We start from the raw sequence: 17968 nt of genomic DNA on the forward strand, positions 1-17968 counted from the left end.
CGTCGCGACTTTACGCGGCTGCCTGCGGTGGTGCCGCTGGACGCCTGACCGGCCCGGGCACCACCGTGGCACGCCGGATGAACCGGGGCTTCGACGTCGTCGCCTCGTTTAGGTGCTAGTCTCGAAGACACCGAGCGGCGGATCACCGCCTCTCCTGCGTCGCAGAACGCTCCCTCATCACGCTGGGCGAAGCAACACCGGCCCGCGAGTGACTTTCTTCGGCGAACGGATGTGGCCACTGCCACCTTCGCCACCGGGCCCCCGGGCCCTCACCGGCATGACGCCGGCCCAAAGCATTGAGAGACGAACACTTGTCCCAGAACGACTTCGGCGCGCTCGGCGTGCCCTCCCCCCTGGTCGAGCGGCTCGCCGCCACCGGGATCACTTCAGCCTTCCCCATCCAGGTCGCCACCCTGCCCGACACGCTCGCCGGCCGGGATGTGCTCGGCCGCGGCAAGACCGGGTCCGGAAAGACCCTGGCCTTCGCGCTGCCGCTGGTGACGCGCCTGGCCCAGGCGAGCCGGCAACCGGCCGGGGGTCGGGGCCACGGCTCCGGTCGCACCCGTCCGGGCCATCCCCGCGGCCTGGTGCTGGCTCCCACCCGCGAACTCGCCACCCAGATCGCCGCGGTGTTCGAACCCCTGGCCGGTGCCTATGACCTGACCGTCACGACCATCTTCGGTGGTGTCAGCCAGAACCGTCAGGTCAGCGCGCTGCGCGCCGGTGTGGACATCGTGATCGCCTGCCCGGGCCGCCTCGAGGACCTGATGAACCAGGGCCACGCCAACCTCGGGGACGTGAGCATCACCGTCCTGGACGAGGCCGACCACATGGCCGACCTCGGCTTCCTACCGGTGGTCACCCGGATCATGAACCGCACCCCGTCGGGGGGCCAACGGATGCTCTTCAGCGCCACCCTGGACAACGGTGTGGACGCACTCGTGCGCCGCTACCTGAAGGACGAACTGCGTCACTCGGTGGACAGCGCCAACTCCCCGGTGTCGGCGATGACGCACCGGGTGTTCGAGGTGGCCGACGTGACCACCAAACGCGACGTGGTCCAGGCGCTGGCCTCGGGCACCGGGCGACGGATCCTGTTCATGCGCACCAAGCACCAGGCCAAGAAGCTCGCCCGCCAACTGACCGCCGCGGGCATCCCCAGCGTGGACCTGCACGGCAACCTCTCCCAGAACCAGCGCGACCGGAACCTCAAGGCCTTCACAGACGGCACCTCATCGGTTCTGGTGGCCACCGATGTGGCCGCCCGCGGTGTGCACGTGGACGATGTGGAACTGGTGGTGCACGTGGACCCGCCGGCGGAACACAAGTCCTACCTGCACCGCAGCGGACGCACTGCCCGGGCCGGGTCCGAGGGCAGTGTGCTCACCCTCGTGTTACCCGAACAGCGCCGGGACACCCATCAACTGATGCGCAAGGCCAAGATTTCGGTCAAGCCCGAATCGGTCACGGCCACCTCGGGCGCGGTGACCGCCCTCGTGGGTGAGGTCGCCGCCTATGTGGAGCCACCGGCACCGGCGCAGCCACAGCAGCGCGCCAACGCAGGGCGTGGTCGCTCCGGTGGCCGTGGTCGTGGTGGGGCCCCTCACGGCGGGTCCAGTTCGGGCGCCGGTGGCTCCTCCGGGCCGGGCCGGCGGCGTAGGTCCCGCGGGCACAGTCGCTCCGGGGCGCCCCGTGGCCGGGCAGGTGGCTCCCAGACGAGGTCGGCTTCGGTCTAGGTTCGACCGCCCGGCGCGGCTCAGTCGGCCGCGGAGGTCCCGTCGGATCGACGTCCCCGGGGTGCCCTCGGAGGGTTCGCGGCCACCGGTTGCGCCTGTTCGTCCCACCCATACGCTGAGAGTTCTTGCCGCCGGGCCACGGAAGGACCCGCTATGACCCAGCTCTGGTTCGCCGAACGCACCCTCCCCACCTTCGACGATCCCGACCTGTCGGCCCACTACGAGGTGGCCGTGGTAGGCGCCGGGATCACCGGTCTGGCCACAGCCGTGCTGCTGGCGGAGTTGGGGCATCGGGTGATCGTCCTGGAGGCGCGCACCATCGGCGCCGGCACCACGGGGGCTTCGAATGCGAAGATCTCGCTGGTGCAGGGCACCCGGTTCTCCTCCATCGCGGGCAAGCATCCGGCCGAGACGCTGGGCCAGTACGTCAGCGGCAACCGGTTCGGGATGGACTGGTTGCTGCGGTTCTGTGCCGAGCACGAGGTGGCGGTACAACACCCGGCGGGCATCACCTACGCCGCCGACGCCGGTGGGCTGGGCCAGGTGGAACGCGAGCACGAGTTGCTCACCGAGCACGGCCTGGACCCGTTCTGGCGCGATGAGGACGACGTGCCGTTCCCGTTCGCCGGCGGCACCGGATTGCCCGATCAGGCCCAGGTGAACCCGGTGGAGTTGCTGGCGGCACTGACCTCGGCTGCCGAGGCCGCCGGCATCACCCTGGCCACCGGGCACCGGGTGGTTTCGGTGGGCAGCGACCGCGACCCGACGTTGGCCACCACCAAGGGAGAGGTGAACGCCGATCGGGTGGTGTTGGCCACCGGCATCCCGATCGCCGACCGCGGCGGCTTCTTCGCGCGGGTGGTGCCGCAGCGCTCCTACCTGACGGCGGCGCACCTGCCGTCGGCAGGGCAGATGGACATGTACCTGGCGGTCGACACCGTTGGCTGGTCGGTGCGCACCGCACCGGCGGAGACGGGCCAGTGGGTGCTGGCCGGGGGGTACGCCCACGAGGTGGGTCATGCCGAGTCCGAGGCCGCCCGGCTGGAGGACCTGACCGGCTGGGCCCGCTCTCACTTCGGTGCGGACCCGGCGCACCGGTGGTCCGCCCAGGACTACCACCCGGTGGATGAGTTGCCCTACGTGGGGCCCTTGACCCCGACCGGCCGGCGGGTGCTGGTGGCCAGCGGGTTCGCCAAGTGGGGGTTGACGAACGCCCCGGCCGCGGCCGCGGTTATCGCCGGCCACCTGGGCGGCGCGGTGCCGGAGTGGGCGGATGCGTACCGGAGCTGGCACACCCACGAACTCTCCGGTGCCCGCTCCGGGGTGACTCACAACGTCAAGGTGGCGGGCACCCTGGCCGCCGACCGGCTCGCGTTCCTGCGCTCCCGGCAGGAGGACCCCTCCGAGGGCGCCGGGTGCGTGGCCCGCCAGGGGATGCAGGCGGTGGCCACCTCGACGGTGCAGGGCCGCACCCGCAGTGTCTCGGCGACCTGCCCGCACATGAGCGGCCTGGTCCGCTGGAACGACGCCGAGCAGAGCTGGGACTGCCCGTTGCACGGGTCCCGGTTCACCGCCGCGGGCGACCTGATCGAAGGTCCGGCCACGTCCGGCCTGGAGCCGGTCGACGACGAAACCGGGCCGGCCGGGAACGGGCCGGCCGAGAACCGCACCTGAGGTCCGCGGCCGACCCGGGCTGCGCGCGTGTGGCTCGGTCCGGCTAGGGGGTGGGTTGGCCACCGTTGACGTGGATGGTGGCCCCGAGCACGTAACTGGACTCGGAGGAGGCCAGGAACACATACGCGGGCGCCAGTTCCGTGGGCTGCCCGGCCCGGCCCAGCCCGACGTCCTTGCCGAAGTCGGGCAGTTTCTCGATCGGCTGGCCATCACTCGGTTGGATGGCCGTCCAGATCGGCCCGGGCGCCACGGCATTGACCCGGATGCCCTTCGGGGCGAGTTCCTCGGCCAGACCCTTGGAGAAGTTGTTGATCGCGGCCTTGGTGGCGGCGTAGTCCAGCAGCGTGGGCGAGGGCTGGTAGGCCTGGATCGAGGTGGTGTTGATGATGCTGGAACCCGGCTGCAGGTGCGGGAGTGCTGCCCTGGTCAGGCGGAACATGGACAGGATGTTGGCGGTGAAGGTCTCCTCGAGCTGGTCATCGGACAGGTCCGCCAGGCCCTCGATCGCCACCTGCTTGGCGGCATTGTTGACCAGGATGTCGAGTCCGCCCAACTCACGAACGGCCTCCTCCACCACCCGGCTGGGGTACTCGGGGTCCATCAAGTCGCCGGGGATCTGCACCACCCGCTGACCTGACTCGGTGATGATGCGTGCCACGTTGGCCGCGTCGGTCTCCTCCGCTGGGAGGTAGGCGATCGCCACGTCCGCTCCCTCACGGGCGAACGCCACGGCGGTGGCGGCCCCGATCCCGGAGTCGCCGCCGGTGATCAAGGCCTTGCGCCCCTTGAGCCGACCGGTGCCGCGGTAGGTGTGCTCGCCGATGTCGGGCACCGGGTCCATTTCCGCTTCCAGTCCCGGTTCGGGTTGGCGCTGCTCGGGCGGGCTGATCGAGGCGAATCGTTCGACCGGGTTGGTGAACTCGAGCTGGTCGGTGGCCATGTGTTCCTCCGTGTTCGTCGTCGGGGTTTCCTACTGCTTGTCCCGGTCGTTGGACCGCGAGTGCGCTCAGGCCATCGGATCCAGGACGACCTTGATGCAGCCGTGGAGCTTCTTCTGGAACATCTCGTAGGCGTGCGGTGCCTCTGCCAGAGGCAGCCGATGGGTGCGCAGGTCCAGCACACCCAGGGGGTCGGCCGGGTCGGTGACCAGCGGCATCAGGTCATCCACCCATCGGCGTACGTTCGCCTGGCCCATCCGCACGGTGAGCTGCTTGTCGAATGCGGTGAGCATCGGGATCGGGTCGGCCGTGCCGCCGTACACGCCCGAGAGGGAGATCGTTCCTCCACGACGCACGGTGTGGATCGCGCTGTACAGGGCGGCGAGCCGGTCCAGGCCGGCGGTCTTCAGCAGAGGCGCCGCCACGGCGTCGGGCAACAACCCGACCACTTTCTGCGCGGCCCCGGCGACCGGTGACCCGTGCGCCTCCATCCCGACGGCGTCGATCACCGAATCCGGTCCGCGCCCCTGGGTGAGGTCACGCACCACGGCACCGAGGTCGTCGATGTCGCGCAGGTCCAGGACGTGCGCCCCGTGCCGCTGGGCCATCGCCAGCCGTTCCGGCACCAGGTCCGCGGCCAGGACTGTCTCGGCCCCGAGGTGGCGGGCGATCCGGGCCGACATCTGCCCGATCGGTCCCAGCCCCAGCACCAGCACGCTGCCGCCGGCGGGGATGTGCGCGTACTGCACCGCCTGCCATGCGGTGGGAAGCACATCGGAGAGGTACAGGTACCGCTCGTCGGGTTCGTCGTCGTCGGGCACCTTGATCGGCCCGAAGTCGGCGTGCGGCACCCTCAGGTACTCGGCCTGCCCCCCTGGCACCTGGCCGTACAGCGCGCTGTAGCCGAACAGCGCGGCACCGGTGCCGTGCTCGCGTACCTGCGTGGTCTCGCACTGGGTGTGCAGCCCGTTGTCACACATCCAGCAGTGACCACAGGCGATCTGGAACGGGATCACCACCCGGTCCCCCGGTTTGATGTGCTCCACCTGCGCGCCCACCTCGGTGACCACGCCCATCGCCTCATGGCCGATCACATCACCCTGCGTCATGAACGGGCCCAGCACCGCGTACAGGTGCAGGTCCGAGCCGCACACGGCGGTGGAGGTCACCTGCACGATCGCATCGGTGGGCTCCCGTAGCCGCGGCGTCGGCACCTCATCGACGCCGACCTTCTCCTTGCCTTGCCAGACGACTGCGCGCATCGAAGGATCACGACCTTCCCTGGGTCAGAGGTGCTACGGGTGGGCCCCGCCCCGGATCCGCTGGCATCGGGGGTTGTCAACGTAGGTCAGGTCCACCACGGCTGCACGTCGGAGCGACTCGGGTCGCGCCGGGCCGGTTGCTGGGTGATCCTGAAACGGACCGACATCGGCAACATAAGGGAGCGCATCATGGCTACCTGCGACACCTGCGGCAACAGTTACGACAAGACGATGACGATCACCCGCGACGACTCTTCGGGGGTGTTCGACAGTTTCGAGTGCGCCATCCACGCCATGGCACCCACCTGCGCACACTGCGGTGTGCGGATCCTGGGCCACGGGGTGGAGGCCGACGACGTGATCTACTGCTGCGCGCACTGCGCCCGTGGGAGCGGGGAGGACCAGGTGCAGGACCGCGCCTGAGGAGGGCACGTTCCCGGGCTCGGGCCCGACCGTCGGCGGTCAGGGATCGCCGCCGGCTTGCGTCATCGCCGCCTACGGCCTGCAGTCGCGCGCGATTCTCAGACGGCGTCGCGGCCCATCCGGAGCAGCACCTTGCCCGGGTCCATCTGCCCGGCTGCCATCTCGGCGAAGACCTCAGGTGCCTGGGCGAGCGGGACCTCCCTGCTGATCAGTTTGCCCGCGTCCATGCCCGCCTGGCCGAGGAGGTCCACCGCGTGGGCGAACACCTCCCGGCTGTAGCAGAAACTCCCCACCAGGTGGCGCTGGCCGGTGCTGATCGCGAACGCCGGGATGCTCACTCGCGGGGTACCCATGCCCACCAGCACCACGGTGCCCTGCGGCCCCACGGAGTGCAGGCAGTCGGCCAGGGTGGCATCCACGCCGACGGCGTCGACCGCCACCTGGGCGGGCCCGTCCAGGATCTCCAGCACCTGCTCGCTCGCCGGACCCTCGGCCGGGTCGATGGTGGTGGCGCCCAGTTGCTCGCACAACTGTCGCCGACCCTTCACCGGCTCACTGACCACCACGTGCTCGGCACCGGCGCGCAGCGCTGCCAGCACCACGGCCTGCCCGATCGGCCCACCACCGGTCACCAGCACCGTGCTACCCCCGGAGATACCGCCCTGGCGCACCGCCTGGACGCCCACCGCCAGCGGCTCGGCGAGGGCTCCGTGGGCGAGTGGGACCCCTTGCGGCAGCGGCAGCACGTTGCCGGCCGGTACGACGATCTGCTCGGCATAGGCCGAAACGATCTCCGGCGCCACCCCGATCACCTTGCCCGAAACGCAGTGCTGTTCGGCGCCCCGGGCGCACGCGGGGCACTCCCCGCAACTCAGCGCCGGGTTGAAGGTGACCGCCTGGCCGATCGCCAGCCCTGCCTGCGGCGCTGGCGGCCGGACCGGCGTCCAGGACCTGCCCGACCGCCTCGTGACCCATCACCTGCCCGGGCACGCGCCGACCGTTCTCGCCGGTATAGCCGTGCAGATCCGTGCCGCAGATCCCGGTATAGGCAAGGGCGATCACGACGTCGTCGCCGTCAACGACCCGCGGGGCGGGACGTTCGTCAATGGTCAGGTGGTGGAAATCTGTCAGGACCAGGGTTCGCATCCACCACAGCGTATTCACTCCGGCGCGGGTGCGCAGCGAATGGGACAGTTGCGGGCCCACCGGCCCAGGCCACTCAGGCCACGTGCTGCCCCTCGAGTGCGAAGGCCTGGACTCGGACCTGCTCGTGCAACCGCTCCAAATCATCGGCCTGCCGGGCGGCGAGCTCGGCCAGGTCCGTGAAGAGTTCCTCGGGCAGGCCCAGGTCGTCGGCGTAGGTGGCCAGCACCTGCCAGCCGGAGCGTTTGCCGATCACGGCACTGCGCATCAACTCAGTTCCAGCAACGGCGTCATCGGGGATGTCTGCAGGACCCGCCGGTTCATCTTCAGTCGGCCCAGCCGTTCCCCCACGGCCGCCAAGACCTTACGCGGGCTTCGTTGGTGCAGGCCCAAGGTGTCCACCACGTCGCTGAGGAAGGCGTGCTCACCCTCGATCTCGGCACTGATACGGGCCAGTTCCGGCCCGAGCCGGGTGGTGGCGTACTGGCGGGCCATCTGGCCGATCCGGTCCCGTCCGGCGGTCGCACCGGTCAGGTGGTCGGACAGGTACAGGCTCAGCAGCGGTGCGTTGATGTGGTCCGGCACACCGTCACGTCCGGCCTCCTGCGGCAATGTCGGGCGCGGCCGGGAGGGTGTCATCGTGGTCGCCGCCGCTTCCTCCATGTGCCCGAAACTTCGCACGCCGGGCACCATGACCGGGGTGGGGGTGCCCTCCGATCCGGCCAAGCCGCGCAACATCTCGGTCAACGTCTCCTCGGCGCCATGGCGTGGTTGCCAACCCAGGCCGCGCAGCCGGGAGGAGTCCATCATCGGCAACTCCCGCGCCATATCCACCCACCCCTCATCGGCAGCGGCCAGTCGCGCCTTGTGGCCCAGCGCAAGCAGCGGCCGCACCAGACCCCACGGCACCTCCACGGTGCGTCCGCGGCCCACCAGGCGGCCCAAGGCGGCCACGTCCAGCACCGGCTCGGCGGCGGCGTTGAACGCTCCGCGCTCTCCGGCACGCAACACGGTCAGGTAGGCCTCGGCGGCGTCCTCGGCGTGGATCACCTGCACCTGCAGTCCCTGCGGGAGCGGCACCACCGGCAACGTGCGCGGGGACAACACCTGCGGGGGGATGAACGGGCCGATGAAGTACCGCGTGATCGCGGCCCCGGCCTCGCGCTGGAACACCAGGGCGGTGCGCATCCGCGCCACGGCAACCTGGGGATGGGTTGCTTCGAAGTCATCCAGAACGCGCTCCTGGGCGGCCTTGTCCACGCTGTAGTGGGAGGAGCGCACCCCACCGGCGGACCAGGTCTCATCACGCCGTTGCTTGTCCGGGTCCGGGCTGTAGACGGCCCAGGAGGAGGCCACCAGCAACTGGCCCACCCCGGCCCGCCCGGCCGCCTCGGCCACCCGCCGGGTGCCATCCACATTCACCTCACGCAACTGGTCCCGACGGGTGTTCGGTTGGATCTGCCAGGCGAGGTGGATCACCGCATCGGCGCCGGTGAACAACTCGGTGAGTTCGTCCACGACGTGCTCGCCCTCGGCGATGTCGACGGCGGCCCACTCCACCTGCCCGTACGGCTCGGCGTCGGTGACCGGTGGACGGCGTGCGATGCCGAGCACGGAACCGATCTCATGGTCGCTGTTCAGGGCCCGCAGCACGGCGGTTCCCACGTTGCCACTGGCTCCTACGACGACGACTCGGCTCATCCGTCCACGCTAAGCCCATCGGATGGACGCGCAACTCGGCCCCTCAGGTGACCAGGCGCAACAGCGCGGTGACGATGATCGCCACCGCGAAGGCCACCAGGAACCCGAACCGCAGCAACAGTGCGATCATGGCGGCGCCCACACCGGCGAGCACCCGCCAGTCCACGTCGAAGGAGCGGTCCCCGGCGGCGAGTTCGGTGACGATCAGGGCCGAGAGCATCGCAACCGGCAGGTACCGTGAGATCGCCTGCACCAGCGGGTGCTCCAGCACCGTCTCCGGCATCGCGGTCCCGGCCAGTTTCAACAGGTAGCACCCCACCGCGGCCACGATCGTCGCGATCCACAAGGCGCTCATCGCCGGCCTCCCCCGGACTCCGTGCCGGGTTCCTCACCCGTGCTCGCCGGAGCGGCACCCTCACCATGGTGTGCCTTGTCCTTGCGCACCTCAGCCAAGCCGGCCAGCACTGCGATCGCGACCGCGGCGAGCACCGGCACCCCCGGCGGTACCAAGGGGATCAGGACCAGGGCCAGCGCCACCGACCCGGCCGCCACCCAACGCGCCCGCGCGGTTCGCAGCGCAGGCCACAGCAGCGCCAGGAATGCCGCCGGGGCCGCCGCGTCCAGACCGAACGTGGCGGTGTCCAGCACGCTGCCCAGCAGCGCCCCGGCGGCACTGCCGGCGTTCCACAGCAGGAACATCGCCGCGCCACTTGCCCAGAAGGCGAACCGTTTGGCCCGTGGGCTGCGCTGGGCGATCGTCATCGCGGCGGTCTCGTCGATCGACAGGTGCCCGGACAGGAACCGGCGCCACCCCTTCGGACGCAGGATCTGGGCGATCGTGACGCCGTAGAAGGTGTTGCGCACCCCGAGCAACAGGGCCGCCGGGATCGCTGCGAAGGGAGAACCGGAGGCCACCACACCGACGAAGGCGAATTGGGAAGCCCCGGAGAACAGCACCGCCGATAACAGCATCGTCTGCGCCACGCTCAGTCCCGAAGCCACCGATACGGCACCGAAAGACAACCCGAAGGCGGCAGCGTAGATGGCCAGGGCGATGGCGGCCCGGACGATCTCGGCTCGCTCGACCAGCGGCTCGCGGGGGTCGAGTTGCCCGGCTGCTCCGCCGAGCCCGGCGGATTCGGCCCGGGCCCCCGGCCCGTGGGTCTGAGATTCGTGCACATCTGGATTCTCACACCTGTGCCGACCGGAACGGAACCGGCGTCCACCAGCCGGCCGCCGGGGCGCTAGCGTGGTCGCAGCACAAGTACGCAGCAGAAGCCCAAGGCGGAGGACGTGATGAGCGAGATCGCATCGGATGACATCAACACCTGGTTCGCGCCCGATGAACTGGCGAGGATCAGGCGTCGGTTGCCGATCGTGTACGTCGACGCGGTGCCGGTGCGGGTGGACGCCGACGGCACCATCCAGCAGGTGGCGCTGCTACTGCGTACCCCGCGCGATGAGACCATCCAGCGATCACTGGTCTCGGGGCGGGTGATGTATCACGAGCGGCTGCGCGATGCGCTGTCGCGACACCTGGACAAGGACCTGGGGCCGATGGCACTGCCCCGGCTGCCGGTGTCCCTGGTGCCCTTCACCGTGGCCGAGTACTTCCCCACCCCGGGGATCACGCCGTACCACGACCCGCGCCAGCACGCCGTATCGCTGGCTTACATCGTGCCGGTCGACGGCGACTGCGCGCCCCAGCAGGACGTGCTCGACATCACCTGGCTCAGCCCGGAGGAGGCGCTGAATCCCGGCATCCAGGCCGAGATGGTCGACGGGCACGGGGCGCTGGTCCGCCAGGCCCTGTCCCACGCCGGCCGGATCGTCTGAGGTCGCGCTCGGGCCCTGCGACGCGATCAGGGCGGGCTGGGCTCAGCCCAGCAACGGGCCCAGGTGGGTGGCCAGGGCCCGGAATGCCTGCCCCCGGTGGGAGATCGCGTTCTTCTCCGTGGGGCTCAGTTCCGCGCAGGAGAGGTCCTGCCCATCCGGGACCAGGATCGGGTCATATCCGAACCCTCCGCTGCCCCGCGGTTCGGTGAGAAGGACCCCGGGCAGGTAGCCGTGCTCGACCACGTCGGTGCCCTCGGGGGTGGCCAGAGCCGCGGCGCAGACGAACCGGGCGCGGCGGTGCTCCGGGGCGATGTCGGCCAGTTGATCCAGCAGCAGGTTCAGGTTCGCGGTGTCGTCACCGTGGCGACCGGCCCAGCGCGCGGAGAAGATACCCGGGGCCCCGCCGAGGATGTCCACAGCCAGGCCCGAGTCGTCCGCCACGGCGATCAGGCCGGTGTGCGCGGCGACGGCACGGGCCTTCAGCAGTGCGTTCTGGGCGAAGGTGACCCCGGTCTCGGCGACGTCCGGGGCGCCAGCCTCACCGGCCCCGATCACATCGCCGGCCTCGAGCAGCCCGGACAGGATCTGCCGGAGTTCACCGACCTTGTGCTGGTTGTGCGTGGCCATCACCACGCGGGGCCGGCTCACCGGCCCAGGACGCCCGGGATCGATCGAGGGGCCACGTCAGCGGACAGCGCCTGGCGCTGGCGGTCGGTCAGGTCGGCACAGCCCAACGCGGCCAGATCCAGTAGTTCCTCGAGCTGGGTACGGCTGAACGGCTCCCGCTCCGCGGTGCCCTGCACCTCCACGAACCCGCCGGACCCGGTCACCACCACGTTCATGTCGGTGTCCGCCCGCGCGTCCTCGGGGTAGTCCAGGTCCAACATCGCTACTCCGTCGACCAGACCCACGCTGACGGCGCAGACCGAGTCTGTCAACACCGTGGTCTTGGTGGAGATCGCCTTGTTCTGCTTGCCCCAGGCGACCGCGTCGGCCAATGCCACGTAGGCGCCGGTGATCGCCGCGGTCCGGGTGCCGCCGTCGGCCTGCAACACGTCACAGTCCAGCATGATGGTGTTCTCCCCGAGCGCGCCAGTGTCGATGATGGCGCGCAGCGAGCGTCCGATCAGGCGGGAGATCTCGTGGGTGCGTCCCCCGATCTTGCCCCGGACCGACTCCCGGTCCGAGCGGGTGTTGGTCGATCGCGGCAGCATCGCGTACTCCGCGGTCACCCAGCCCTTCCCCGACCCCCGGCGCCACCGGGGCACACCCTCGGTGAAAGAGGCGGTGCACAACACCCGGGTGCCGCCGAACTCGACCAGGACCGAGCCCTCGGCCTGATCCGACCAGCCCCGGGTGAACCGCACCGGCCGCAACTCGGTGGTAGATCGACCTTCGGTGCGCTGGACTGTCATGGTTACCGACCCTAAAGCACGTTCGGCGGTGCCCGGTCCACAACGGACCCCGGATGGCCCACACTGTGCAGATGCGCGCTGTCGTCTACGAGGCATTCGGGCAGATGCCCGCCGTCCGGGAGGTTCCGGACCTCGAGCCCGAGCCCGACGCCGCGGTGGTCTCGGTGGAGGCGACCGGATTGTGCCGCAGCGACTGGCACGGCTGGGCCGGTCACGACCGTGACATCGCGGTGCCGCACGTGCCCGGCCACGAGTTCGTCGGGCGCGTGGTCGCTACCGGCGCAGCGGTGGCGTCGGTGCAGGTGGGTCAGCGGATCATCGCCCCGTTCGTGTGCGGGTGCGGGGTGTGCCCCCAATGCACCGATGGCCAAGCGCAGGTGTGCCCGGACCAGACCCAGCCCGGGTTCACCCACTGGGGATCCTTCGCCGAGCAGGTTCGAGTGCGGCACGCCGACTTCAACGCCGTCGTCGTCCCTGAGCGCCTGGACCCGCTCGCCCTGGTGGGGTTGGGCTGCCGGTTCGCCACCGCCTTCGCCGGCCTGCATCACCGTGCCCAGGTGCGGCCCGGTGAGCGCCTGGCGGTGATCGGCGCCGGTGGGGTGGGGCTCTCGGCGGTGATGATCGGCGCGGCCCTGGGTGCCGAGGTGATCGCGGTGGACCGGGCCCCGGCAGCGCTGACGTTGGCCCGGGCCGCCGGAGCGGCACACACGGTACTGGCCGGAACCGCTGACCCGGAGGGCCTCGCCGCGCAGGTGCGCCGGTTCGGTCCGGTGCAGGTGAGCCTGGAAGCCCTGGGCCGGGCGGAGACCACCCGTGCTGCACTGCTCAGTCTGGCTCCCCGCGGACGGCACGTGCAGATCGGTCTGTTCGCCGAGGAACCATCGCTTCCGGTGGGCGCGATCATCGCGCGGGAACTGGCGTTCCTGGGTTCCCACGGAATGGCCGCCGCCCAGTACGGGCCGATGCTGGGCCTGGTCGTCGCCGGGACGTTGCGCCCGGCGGACCTGGTCACCCGCCAGATCACGCTGGACGAGGTTCCCCGGGCGCTGGCACGGATGGACCGGGACCCGGCTCCGGGGATCACGGTGGTCCGGCCCACCCCTACCGGCGACGGCGACGGCAGCAGCACGCTCACGGCATGACGAGCCGTGCTGCGGGTCTCGAGGGCGAGCCTGCGCGCTCAGGGCGATACCCGCAGGGCTCGCCGTCGGTAGGCACGCTCGCCGTCGGTAGGCACGCTCGGCGGCGGCGGGCACTCAGCCGGTGTTCTGCAGGCCTGCGGCCACTCCGTTCACCGACAACAACATGACCCGGCGCAGTTGGTCGTCCACGTCCTCCCCCTCATCGGCGCGTAGCGCCCGCAACGCACGGAGCTGGATCAGCGAGAGCGCGTCGACGTAGGGGCTGCGCAGCTGCACCGCCCGGCCCAGCACGCTGTGGCCGGCGAGCAACCGGTCCTGCTCGGTGATGTCCACCACCCACTGGCGGGTCAGGACCATCTCCTCCATCACCAACTCGCTCAGGTCCTCCCGGTCGCCCAGATCCAAGTAGCGGCGGGCGATCCGCTCGTCGGTCTTGGCCAGGGACATCTCCACGTTGTCGATCATGGTGGTGAACAGCGGCCAGCGCCGGTAGGCCTCCCGCAGCCGCTGCAGGTCCCCCACCGCGGCCAGCGCCGAGCCGAGCCCGAACCAGCCGGTCAGGTTGATCCGGGCCTGGGTCCAGGCGAACACCCACGGGATCGCGCGCAGGTCCTCCAGCGACTCCACGCTGAGGCCGCGCCGGGCCGGGCGCGAACCCAGTGCCAGCCAGCCGACCCCCTCCTGCGGGGTCACCTCGGCGAACCAGCCCGGGAAACCCTCGGCGTGCACCAGCTGGAAGAACCGGTCCCGGGACACCCGGTCCATGGTGGCGGCGACGTCGGCGAAGTCCTCGGCCGCGGTGGCGTTGCGCTGCTCGATGTGCGGGGTGGAGGCCAGCAGCGTGGCCGCCGCCACCTGTTCGATGTGCCGGGCCGCGATCACCGGGTCCCCGTAGCGGGCGAAGATCACCTCGCCCTGTTCGGTGAGCTTGAACCGGCCGTCCACCGACCCGGGCGGCTGGGACATCAGGGCCCGGTTGGCCGGTCCGCCACCGCGGCCCAGGGCGCCCCCACGACCGTGGAACAGGGTGAGGGTGATGTCGTTGTCCTTGGCCCACCGGGTGATCCGCGACTGCGCCTCATACAGCGCCAGGGTGGCCGCGACCGGGCCGACGTCCTTGGAGGAGTCCGAGTACCCGAGCATGACCTCCAAGCGTCTACCGGTGGCCTCCAGGCGGGCGCGCACCTGGGGCAGCTCGATCATCTCGTCCAGTACCTCGGTGCTGTTCTTCAGGTCCTGGTGCGTCTCGAACAGGGGGATCACGTCCAACACCGGCGCCTCCTGCTCCGAGCCCAGTGCGGCCACCGCCAGCCGGAACACGTTCGCCAGGTCGGTGGCCGAGGTGGTGAAGGAGACGATGTAGCGCCGGGCGGCCAACTCCCCGTAGCGGTCCTGGATCGCCCCGATGGAGCGGAAGGTCTCCAGCACCTCCTCGCTCATCTCGCTGAGTTCCTCATCGGCGTCGATCTGGGCCAGGGTCGCCGAGTGCACCTTGGCGTGCTGGCGGACCTCCAGTTCAGCCAGGTGGAACCCGAAGGTCTGCACCTGCCAGATCAGTTCCTGGATCTCGCCGTAGGCCTTGCGCTTCTCTCCCACCTGGGCCAGGGAGGTCTGCACCACCTCGAGGTCGGCGAGCAACTCATCGGCGTCGCCGTAGGCCAGATCGGCGTCGCGCTGCCGGGTGGCCGCGATGCGCTCGGCGATCATCAGCACCACCCGGCGGTAGGGCTCGTCCGGGGACCGGGTTGCGATGTCGGAGGTCAGTTCCGCGGCGAGGCGGCGCTGACGGTTCCACAGCGCTTCCAACTCCGCGGTGGTCGGGGGGGTGGTGTGGGAGTCCAGAGTCAGACCGCGTCCGATCCGCTGCGCCACCCGCTCCAACCCGAGCAGCACGTGCTCGTTGGCGATCGCGGCGGCGGCTCGGGTGATGCCGGAGGTGACGTTGGGGTTACCGTCCCGGTCCGCCCCGATCCAGGAACCCAGGCGCACGAACGCGCGCGATCGAGGTTCACGGCTCACCGCGTGGTCCCCGTCGAGCAGATCGTCCAGCCGCCGGTACATCTGCGGCAACACGCTGAACAGAGTCTGGTCGAACACACCCATCGCGGTGCGGACCTCATCCAGCGGGGTGGGCTTGTCCGCCCGCAGCGGGGAGGTGCGCCACAGGGTGTCCACCTCCGACAGCAGCGCGCGCTGCACGTCCCCGCGTTCGCGGGCACTCAGCCGCTGGTCATCCCACTGCCCGACGAGTTCGCTGATCCGCCGGATGCACGAGGACACGGCGCGCCGCCGGGCCTCGGTGGGGTGGGCGGTCAGCACCGGGCGGAACTCCAGCGCCTCGACTCGGGCGAAGGCCTCCTCCCGGCCCACCTGGTCGGTGAGGAACTCCAGCGCCTGGGCCATCGAGTCCTCCGGCGGACGGCCGCTGGCCGTGGGCGAGCCTCCCACCTGGTCGCGTTCGCGGAGCACCCGGACCCGGTGGAACTCCTCGGCCAGGTTCACCAGGTGGAAGTAGGCGCTGAACGCCCGGGCCACGTCCTCGGCCCGCTCCAGCGTGAAGGAGTCAACCAGTTCCTCAGCCTGGGTGAAGGCGTCCGAGCCGGGTTCGGAGTAGGCGGTGATGGTCAGTTCACGCAGCCGCTCGACGTCATCGAGCAGATCCTGCCCACCGGATTCGGCCAGCACGGTGCCGAGCATGCCGCCCAGCATCCGCACGTCGTTTCGCAGTGCCTCGGGCACCTCCATCGCCGCTCCGGTCCGGGAGCCGGACGCCAGGTGCTCGGCCGGCGTGGCTGCGCTCTCGGCGTCCTGGGCCGACGTGCTGACGTCCGTGGCTGGTGTCTCGGGTCTGATCGACATGATCGAAAGCGTAACGAGTTCTTGGGCCTTCCTTGTACGCCGTCTCATGAACGGTTACCCAATGGCATGGAAATCACCCAGAACGCGTGACGCCGATCACCCCGACCGGTCAGGAACGCACAGTTCATCACCGGCCACCCCGCCAGACAACCGATGCGCCGGTCAGATCAACCAGGTAGCACCGGGTTCGGCGACCTCGATCGGTCCGGCGTAGGTGCCGGTCGCCTCGGTGCGTACGGTGGCGGCGCACGTCCAGGGCGGGATGTGGGTGAGAATCAGGCGCCCGGCGCGCGCCTCGGTGGCCAGCTGTCCGGCGCGCAGCCCGGTCAGGTGGATCCCGCGCACCTGGTCGCGCTCCTCCTGGAAGGCGGCCTCGGACAGCAGCACGTGGGCGTCGCGGGCGGCCAGGGTCACGCCGGCGCAATGGTCGGTGTCCCCGGTGTACGTGAGCACCCGGGGCCCAGCGCCCTCGGCGGACGGTCCGGTGATCCGCATGGCGTAGGCGGGGACGGGATGCTCCACCTCGAATGGTTCGATCACGAACGGACCCAGGTGCACCGGTGTGCCGGGCTGCCAGGTGGTGACGGTGAAGGCGTGATCGGGATTGCCGGACTCCCCGCACAACTGGGCGATCCGAGCGCGGGTACCTGCCGGGCCATAGACCGGCACCGGGGGGCGCGGGGCGCCCGGGCCGTAGCGGATCAGTACCTCCAGCCCGGCCAGGTCGGCGATGTGGTCGGCATGCAGGTGCGAGACCAGCACCGCGTCCACCTGCGCGGGGTCCACGTAGCGCATCGCCTGCCCCGCCGCTCCGGGCCCCAGGTCCAGCAGCACCTGCCAGGTGCGGTCGCCGTCGTGGGCCTGCAGCAGGTAGCACGAGGCCGCCGACTCCGGCCCGGAGATCGACCCGGAACTGCCCACGACCGTCAGTTTCATCCCCGTGCCCCACTTCCCCCTCGTGTCCGTACCCCGGGCACCGGCTCCGCTCCCGGGCCCGCGGCGACGGTGATCTTCGGGATCTCACCGGTGATCTCCACCGCGCTGTGCGAGCCGACCTCCGGTCCCAGGAATCGGTGGGCCAGGTCATCGAAGGCATCGGTGTCCCCGGTGGCGAGGAACCTGTGCACCGGGGCGGCACCGTCATCACGCACCAGGTCATGGGCCAGGAGCGCCCGATAGACGTCCTTGGCGGTCTCCTCCGCGGAGGAGACCAGGGTCACGTCATCGCCCATCACGTACTGGAGCACCCCGGTCAGCAACGGATAGTGGGTACACCCCAGCACCAGGGTGTCCACCTGCGCCCGGCGCAACGGGGCAAGGTACTCCGCGGCAGCCTCCAGCACGTCACCACCGGCGGTGATCCCGCGTTCGACGAACTCCACGAAGCGAGGCGCCGCCGCCGTGGTCAGGTCCAGGTGCGTCGCTGCGGCGAAGGCGTCCTCGTAGGCCTGGGAGGTGATCGTCGCCTGCGTGGCCACCACACCCACCTTGTGGTTGCGGGTCATCGCCACCGCCCGGCGCACGGCCGGCTGGATCACCTCCACCACGGGGATGCCACGGCTGCCGGTGTAGCGCTCGCGGGCATCGCGCAGCACTGCCGCGGAGGCGGAGTTACAGGCGATCACCAACATCTTCACACCGGAGTCCACCAGATCGTCCATCACCCGCAGCGCGTGCGCACGAACCTGGGCGATCGACAGCGGGCCGTAGGGGCCGTGGGCGGTGTCGCCGACGTAGCGCACCGACTCCCCCGGCACCTGGTCGAGTACGGCGCGGGCCACGGTCAGCCCGCCCACGCCGGAGTCGAAGATCCCGATCGGTGCCTGCTTCATCGCCCCC

General features: G+C 70.5%; 17 protein-coding genes and 1 pseudogene. 5 read left to right on the top strand and 13 right to left on the bottom strand.

Annotated features, from left to right (window positions below; translation table 11 throughout):
- The first annotated feature begins 311 nt into the window (after positions 1-311).
- Both ACRRRO_RS00870 and ACRRRO_RS00875 read left to right on the top strand, forming a co-directional pair.
- Positions 312-1736 carry a DEAD/DEAH box helicase gene (locus tag ACRRRO_RS00870; RefSeq protein ID WP_424797490.1) on the top strand — a complete coding sequence of 475 codons (1425 nt, stop codon included), beginning with the start codon at positions 312-314 and terminating at the stop codon, positions 1734-1736.
- A 153-nt stretch (positions 1737-1889) separates the two neighbouring features.
- Positions 1890-3410, top strand: coding sequence for an FAD-dependent oxidoreductase (locus ACRRRO_RS00875; protein WP_424797491.1), 1521 nt, complete (start codon positions 1890-1892; stop codon positions 3408-3410).
- Positions 3411-3453: 43 nt separating this feature from the next.
- Here ACRRRO_RS00875 and ACRRRO_RS00880 read toward each other — a convergent pair whose 3' ends face one another.
- Both ACRRRO_RS00880 and ACRRRO_RS00885 read right to left on the bottom strand, forming a co-directional pair.
- Positions 3454-4350: an SDR family oxidoreductase gene (locus ACRRRO_RS00880; RefSeq protein ID WP_424797492.1), complete on the bottom strand. Its 897-nt coding sequence runs from the start codon at positions 4348-4350 to the stop codon at positions 3454-3456.
- A 66-nt stretch (positions 4351-4416) separates the two neighbouring features.
- Positions 4417-5610, bottom strand: coding sequence for a zinc-dependent alcohol dehydrogenase (locus tag ACRRRO_RS00885; RefSeq protein WP_424797493.1), 1194 nt, complete (start codon positions 5608-5610; stop codon positions 4417-4419).
- 189 nt (positions 5611-5799) lie between these two features.
- On the opposite strand from ACRRRO_RS00885, the gene ACRRRO_RS00890 reads away from it, so the two are divergent.
- A complete protein-coding gene (locus ACRRRO_RS00890) occupies positions 5800-6033 on the top strand; it encodes a hypothetical protein (protein ID WP_424788230.1) in 234 nt (77 codons plus the stop codon).
- 98 nt (positions 6034-6131) lie between these two features.
- Here ACRRRO_RS00890 and ACRRRO_RS00895 read toward each other — a convergent pair whose 3' ends face one another.
- The 6 genes and pseudogenes from ACRRRO_RS00895 to ACRRRO_RS00920 form a co-directional block, all read right to left on the bottom strand.
- Positions 6132-6845, bottom strand: coding sequence for a zinc-dependent alcohol dehydrogenase (locus ACRRRO_RS00895; RefSeq protein ID WP_434080911.1), 714 nt, complete (start codon positions 6843-6845; stop codon positions 6132-6134).
- A 148-nt stretch (positions 6846-6993) separates the two neighbouring features.
- Positions 6994-7323, bottom strand: a pseudogene (locus tag ACRRRO_RS00900) (alcohol dehydrogenase catalytic domain-containing protein); the annotation flags it as partial.
- Positions 7253-7444, bottom strand: coding sequence for a hypothetical protein (locus tag ACRRRO_RS00905; RefSeq protein ID WP_434080912.1), 192 nt, complete (start codon positions 7442-7444; stop codon positions 7253-7255). The gene ACRRRO_RS00905 and the pseudogene ACRRRO_RS00900, both read right to left, overlap by 71 nt.
- Positions 7444-8877, bottom strand: a complete 1434-nt coding sequence (locus ACRRRO_RS00910) for an NAD-dependent epimerase/dehydratase family protein (protein ID WP_434080913.1) — start codon at positions 8875-8877, stop codon at positions 7444-7446. Before ACRRRO_RS00910 ends, ACRRRO_RS00905 begins: the two co-directional genes overlap by 1 nt.
- Positions 8878-8920: 43 nt before the next feature.
- Positions 8921-9232: an AzlD domain-containing protein gene (locus ACRRRO_RS00915; RefSeq protein ID WP_424788233.1), complete on the bottom strand. Its 312-nt coding sequence runs from the start codon at positions 9230-9232 to the stop codon at positions 8921-8923.
- Positions 9229-10056 carry an AzlC family ABC transporter permease gene (locus tag ACRRRO_RS00920; RefSeq protein WP_424797496.1) on the bottom strand — a complete coding sequence of 276 codons (828 nt, stop codon included), beginning with the start codon at positions 10054-10056 and terminating at the stop codon, positions 9229-9231. The genes ACRRRO_RS00915 and ACRRRO_RS00920 overlap by 4 nt, the downstream gene beginning before the upstream one ends.
- A gap of 117 nt (positions 10057-10173) precedes the next feature.
- Between ACRRRO_RS00920 and ACRRRO_RS00925 the strand changes: the two genes are divergently transcribed.
- Positions 10174-10713 carry an NUDIX hydrolase family protein gene (locus tag ACRRRO_RS00925; protein ID WP_424797497.1) on the top strand — a complete coding sequence of 180 codons (540 nt, stop codon included), beginning with the start codon at positions 10174-10176 and terminating at the stop codon, positions 10711-10713.
- Between the two features lie 42 nt (positions 10714-10755).
- On the opposite strand, the gene rdgB is transcribed toward ACRRRO_RS00925, so the two are convergent.
- Together rdgB and rph are read right to left on the bottom strand one after the other, a co-directional pair.
- The gene (gene rdgB / locus ACRRRO_RS00930; protein WP_424797594.1) at positions 10756-11340 is read right to left on the bottom strand and encodes an RdgB/HAM1 family non-canonical purine NTP pyrophosphatase; all 585 of its coding nucleotides are present in this window, start codon (positions 11338-11340) and stop codon (positions 10756-10758) included.
- Between the two features lie 17 nt (positions 11341-11357).
- Positions 11358-12128: a ribonuclease PH gene (gene rph / locus ACRRRO_RS00935; protein WP_424797498.1), complete on the bottom strand. Its 771-nt coding sequence runs from the start codon at positions 12126-12128 to the stop codon at positions 11358-11360.
- Positions 12129-12199: 71 nt separating this feature from the next.
- On the opposite strand from rph, the gene ACRRRO_RS00940 reads away from it, so the two are divergent.
- Positions 12200-13270, top strand: coding sequence for an alcohol dehydrogenase catalytic domain-containing protein (locus tag ACRRRO_RS00940; protein ID WP_424797499.1), 1071 nt, complete (start codon positions 12200-12202; stop codon positions 13268-13270).
- Between the two features lie 114 nt (positions 13271-13384).
- Here the strand turns inward: ACRRRO_RS00940 and ACRRRO_RS00945 are convergent, their stop codons facing one another.
- The 3 genes from ACRRRO_RS00945 to murI form a co-directional block, all read right to left on the bottom strand.
- Entirely contained in the window at positions 13385-16015 is a 2631-nt protein-coding gene (locus ACRRRO_RS00945) for a phosphoenolpyruvate carboxylase (protein WP_434081619.1), read from the bottom strand.
- Between the two features lie 276 nt (positions 16016-16291).
- The gene (locus ACRRRO_RS00950) at positions 16292-17065 is read right to left on the bottom strand and encodes an MBL fold metallo-hydrolase (RefSeq protein ID WP_424797500.1); all 774 of its coding nucleotides are present in this window, start codon (positions 17063-17065) and stop codon (positions 16292-16294) included.
- Positions 17062-17961: a glutamate racemase gene (gene murI, locus ACRRRO_RS00955; protein ID WP_424797501.1), complete on the bottom strand. Its 900-nt coding sequence runs from the start codon at positions 17959-17961 to the stop codon at positions 17062-17064. The genes ACRRRO_RS00950 and murI overlap by 4 nt, the downstream gene beginning before the upstream one ends.
- Positions 17962-17968: the final 7 nt, after the last annotated feature.

This window comes from Sanguibacter sp. Z1732 (assembly GCF_051020515.1).
GTDB lineage: Bacteria > Actinomycetota > Actinomycetes > Actinomycetales > Beutenbergiaceae > CALKWS01.

Coding starts and splice junctions, on each gene's coding strand:
- ACRRRO_RS00880 (WP_424797492.1), bottom strand. CDS start 4,350: ATGGCCACCGACCAGCTCGAGTTCACCAACCCGGTCGAACGATTCGCC.
- ACRRRO_RS00905 (WP_434080912.1), bottom strand. CDS start 7,444: ATGCGCAGTGCCGTGATCGGCAAACGCTCCGGCTGGCAGGTGCTGGCC.
- ACRRRO_RS00890 (WP_424788230.1), top strand. CDS start 5,800: ATGGCTACCTGCGACACCTGCGGCAACAGTTACGACAAGACGATGACG.
- ACRRRO_RS00945 (WP_434081619.1), bottom strand. CDS start 16,015: ATGGAGGTGCCCGAGGCACTGCGAAACGACGTGCGGATGCTGGGCGGC.
- ACRRRO_RS00910 (WP_434080913.1), bottom strand. CDS start 8,877: ATGAGCCGAGTCGTCGTCGTAGGAGCCAGTGGCAACGTGGGAACCGCC.
- murI (WP_424797501.1), bottom strand. CDS start 17,961: ATGAAGCAGGCACCGATCGGGATCTTCGACTCCGGCGTGGGCGGGCTG.
- rph (WP_424797498.1), bottom strand. CDS start 12,128: ATGACAGTCCAGCGCACCGAAGGTCGATCTACCACCGAGTTGCGGCCG.
- ACRRRO_RS00925 (WP_424797497.1), top strand. CDS start 10,174: ATGAGCGAGATCGCATCGGATGACATCAACACCTGGTTCGCGCCCGAT.
- ACRRRO_RS00885 (WP_424797493.1), bottom strand. CDS start 5,610: ATGCGCGCAGTCGTCTGGCAAGGCAAGGAGAAGGTCGGCGTCGATGAG.
- rdgB (WP_424797594.1), bottom strand. CDS start 11,340: ATGGCCACGCACAACCAGCACAAGGTCGGTGAACTCCGGCAGATCCTG.
- ACRRRO_RS00940 (WP_424797499.1), top strand. CDS start 12,200: ATGCGCGCTGTCGTCTACGAGGCATTCGGGCAGATGCCCGCCGTCCGG.
- ACRRRO_RS00915 (WP_424788233.1), bottom strand. CDS start 9,232: ATGAGCGCCTTGTGGATCGCGACGATCGTGGCCGCGGTGGGGTGCTAC.
- ACRRRO_RS00950 (WP_424797500.1), bottom strand. CDS start 17,065: ATGAAACTGACGGTCGTGGGCAGTTCCGGGTCGATCTCCGGGCCGGAG.
- ACRRRO_RS00875 (WP_424797491.1), top strand. CDS start 1,890: ATGACCCAGCTCTGGTTCGCCGAACGCACCCTCCCCACCTTCGACGAT.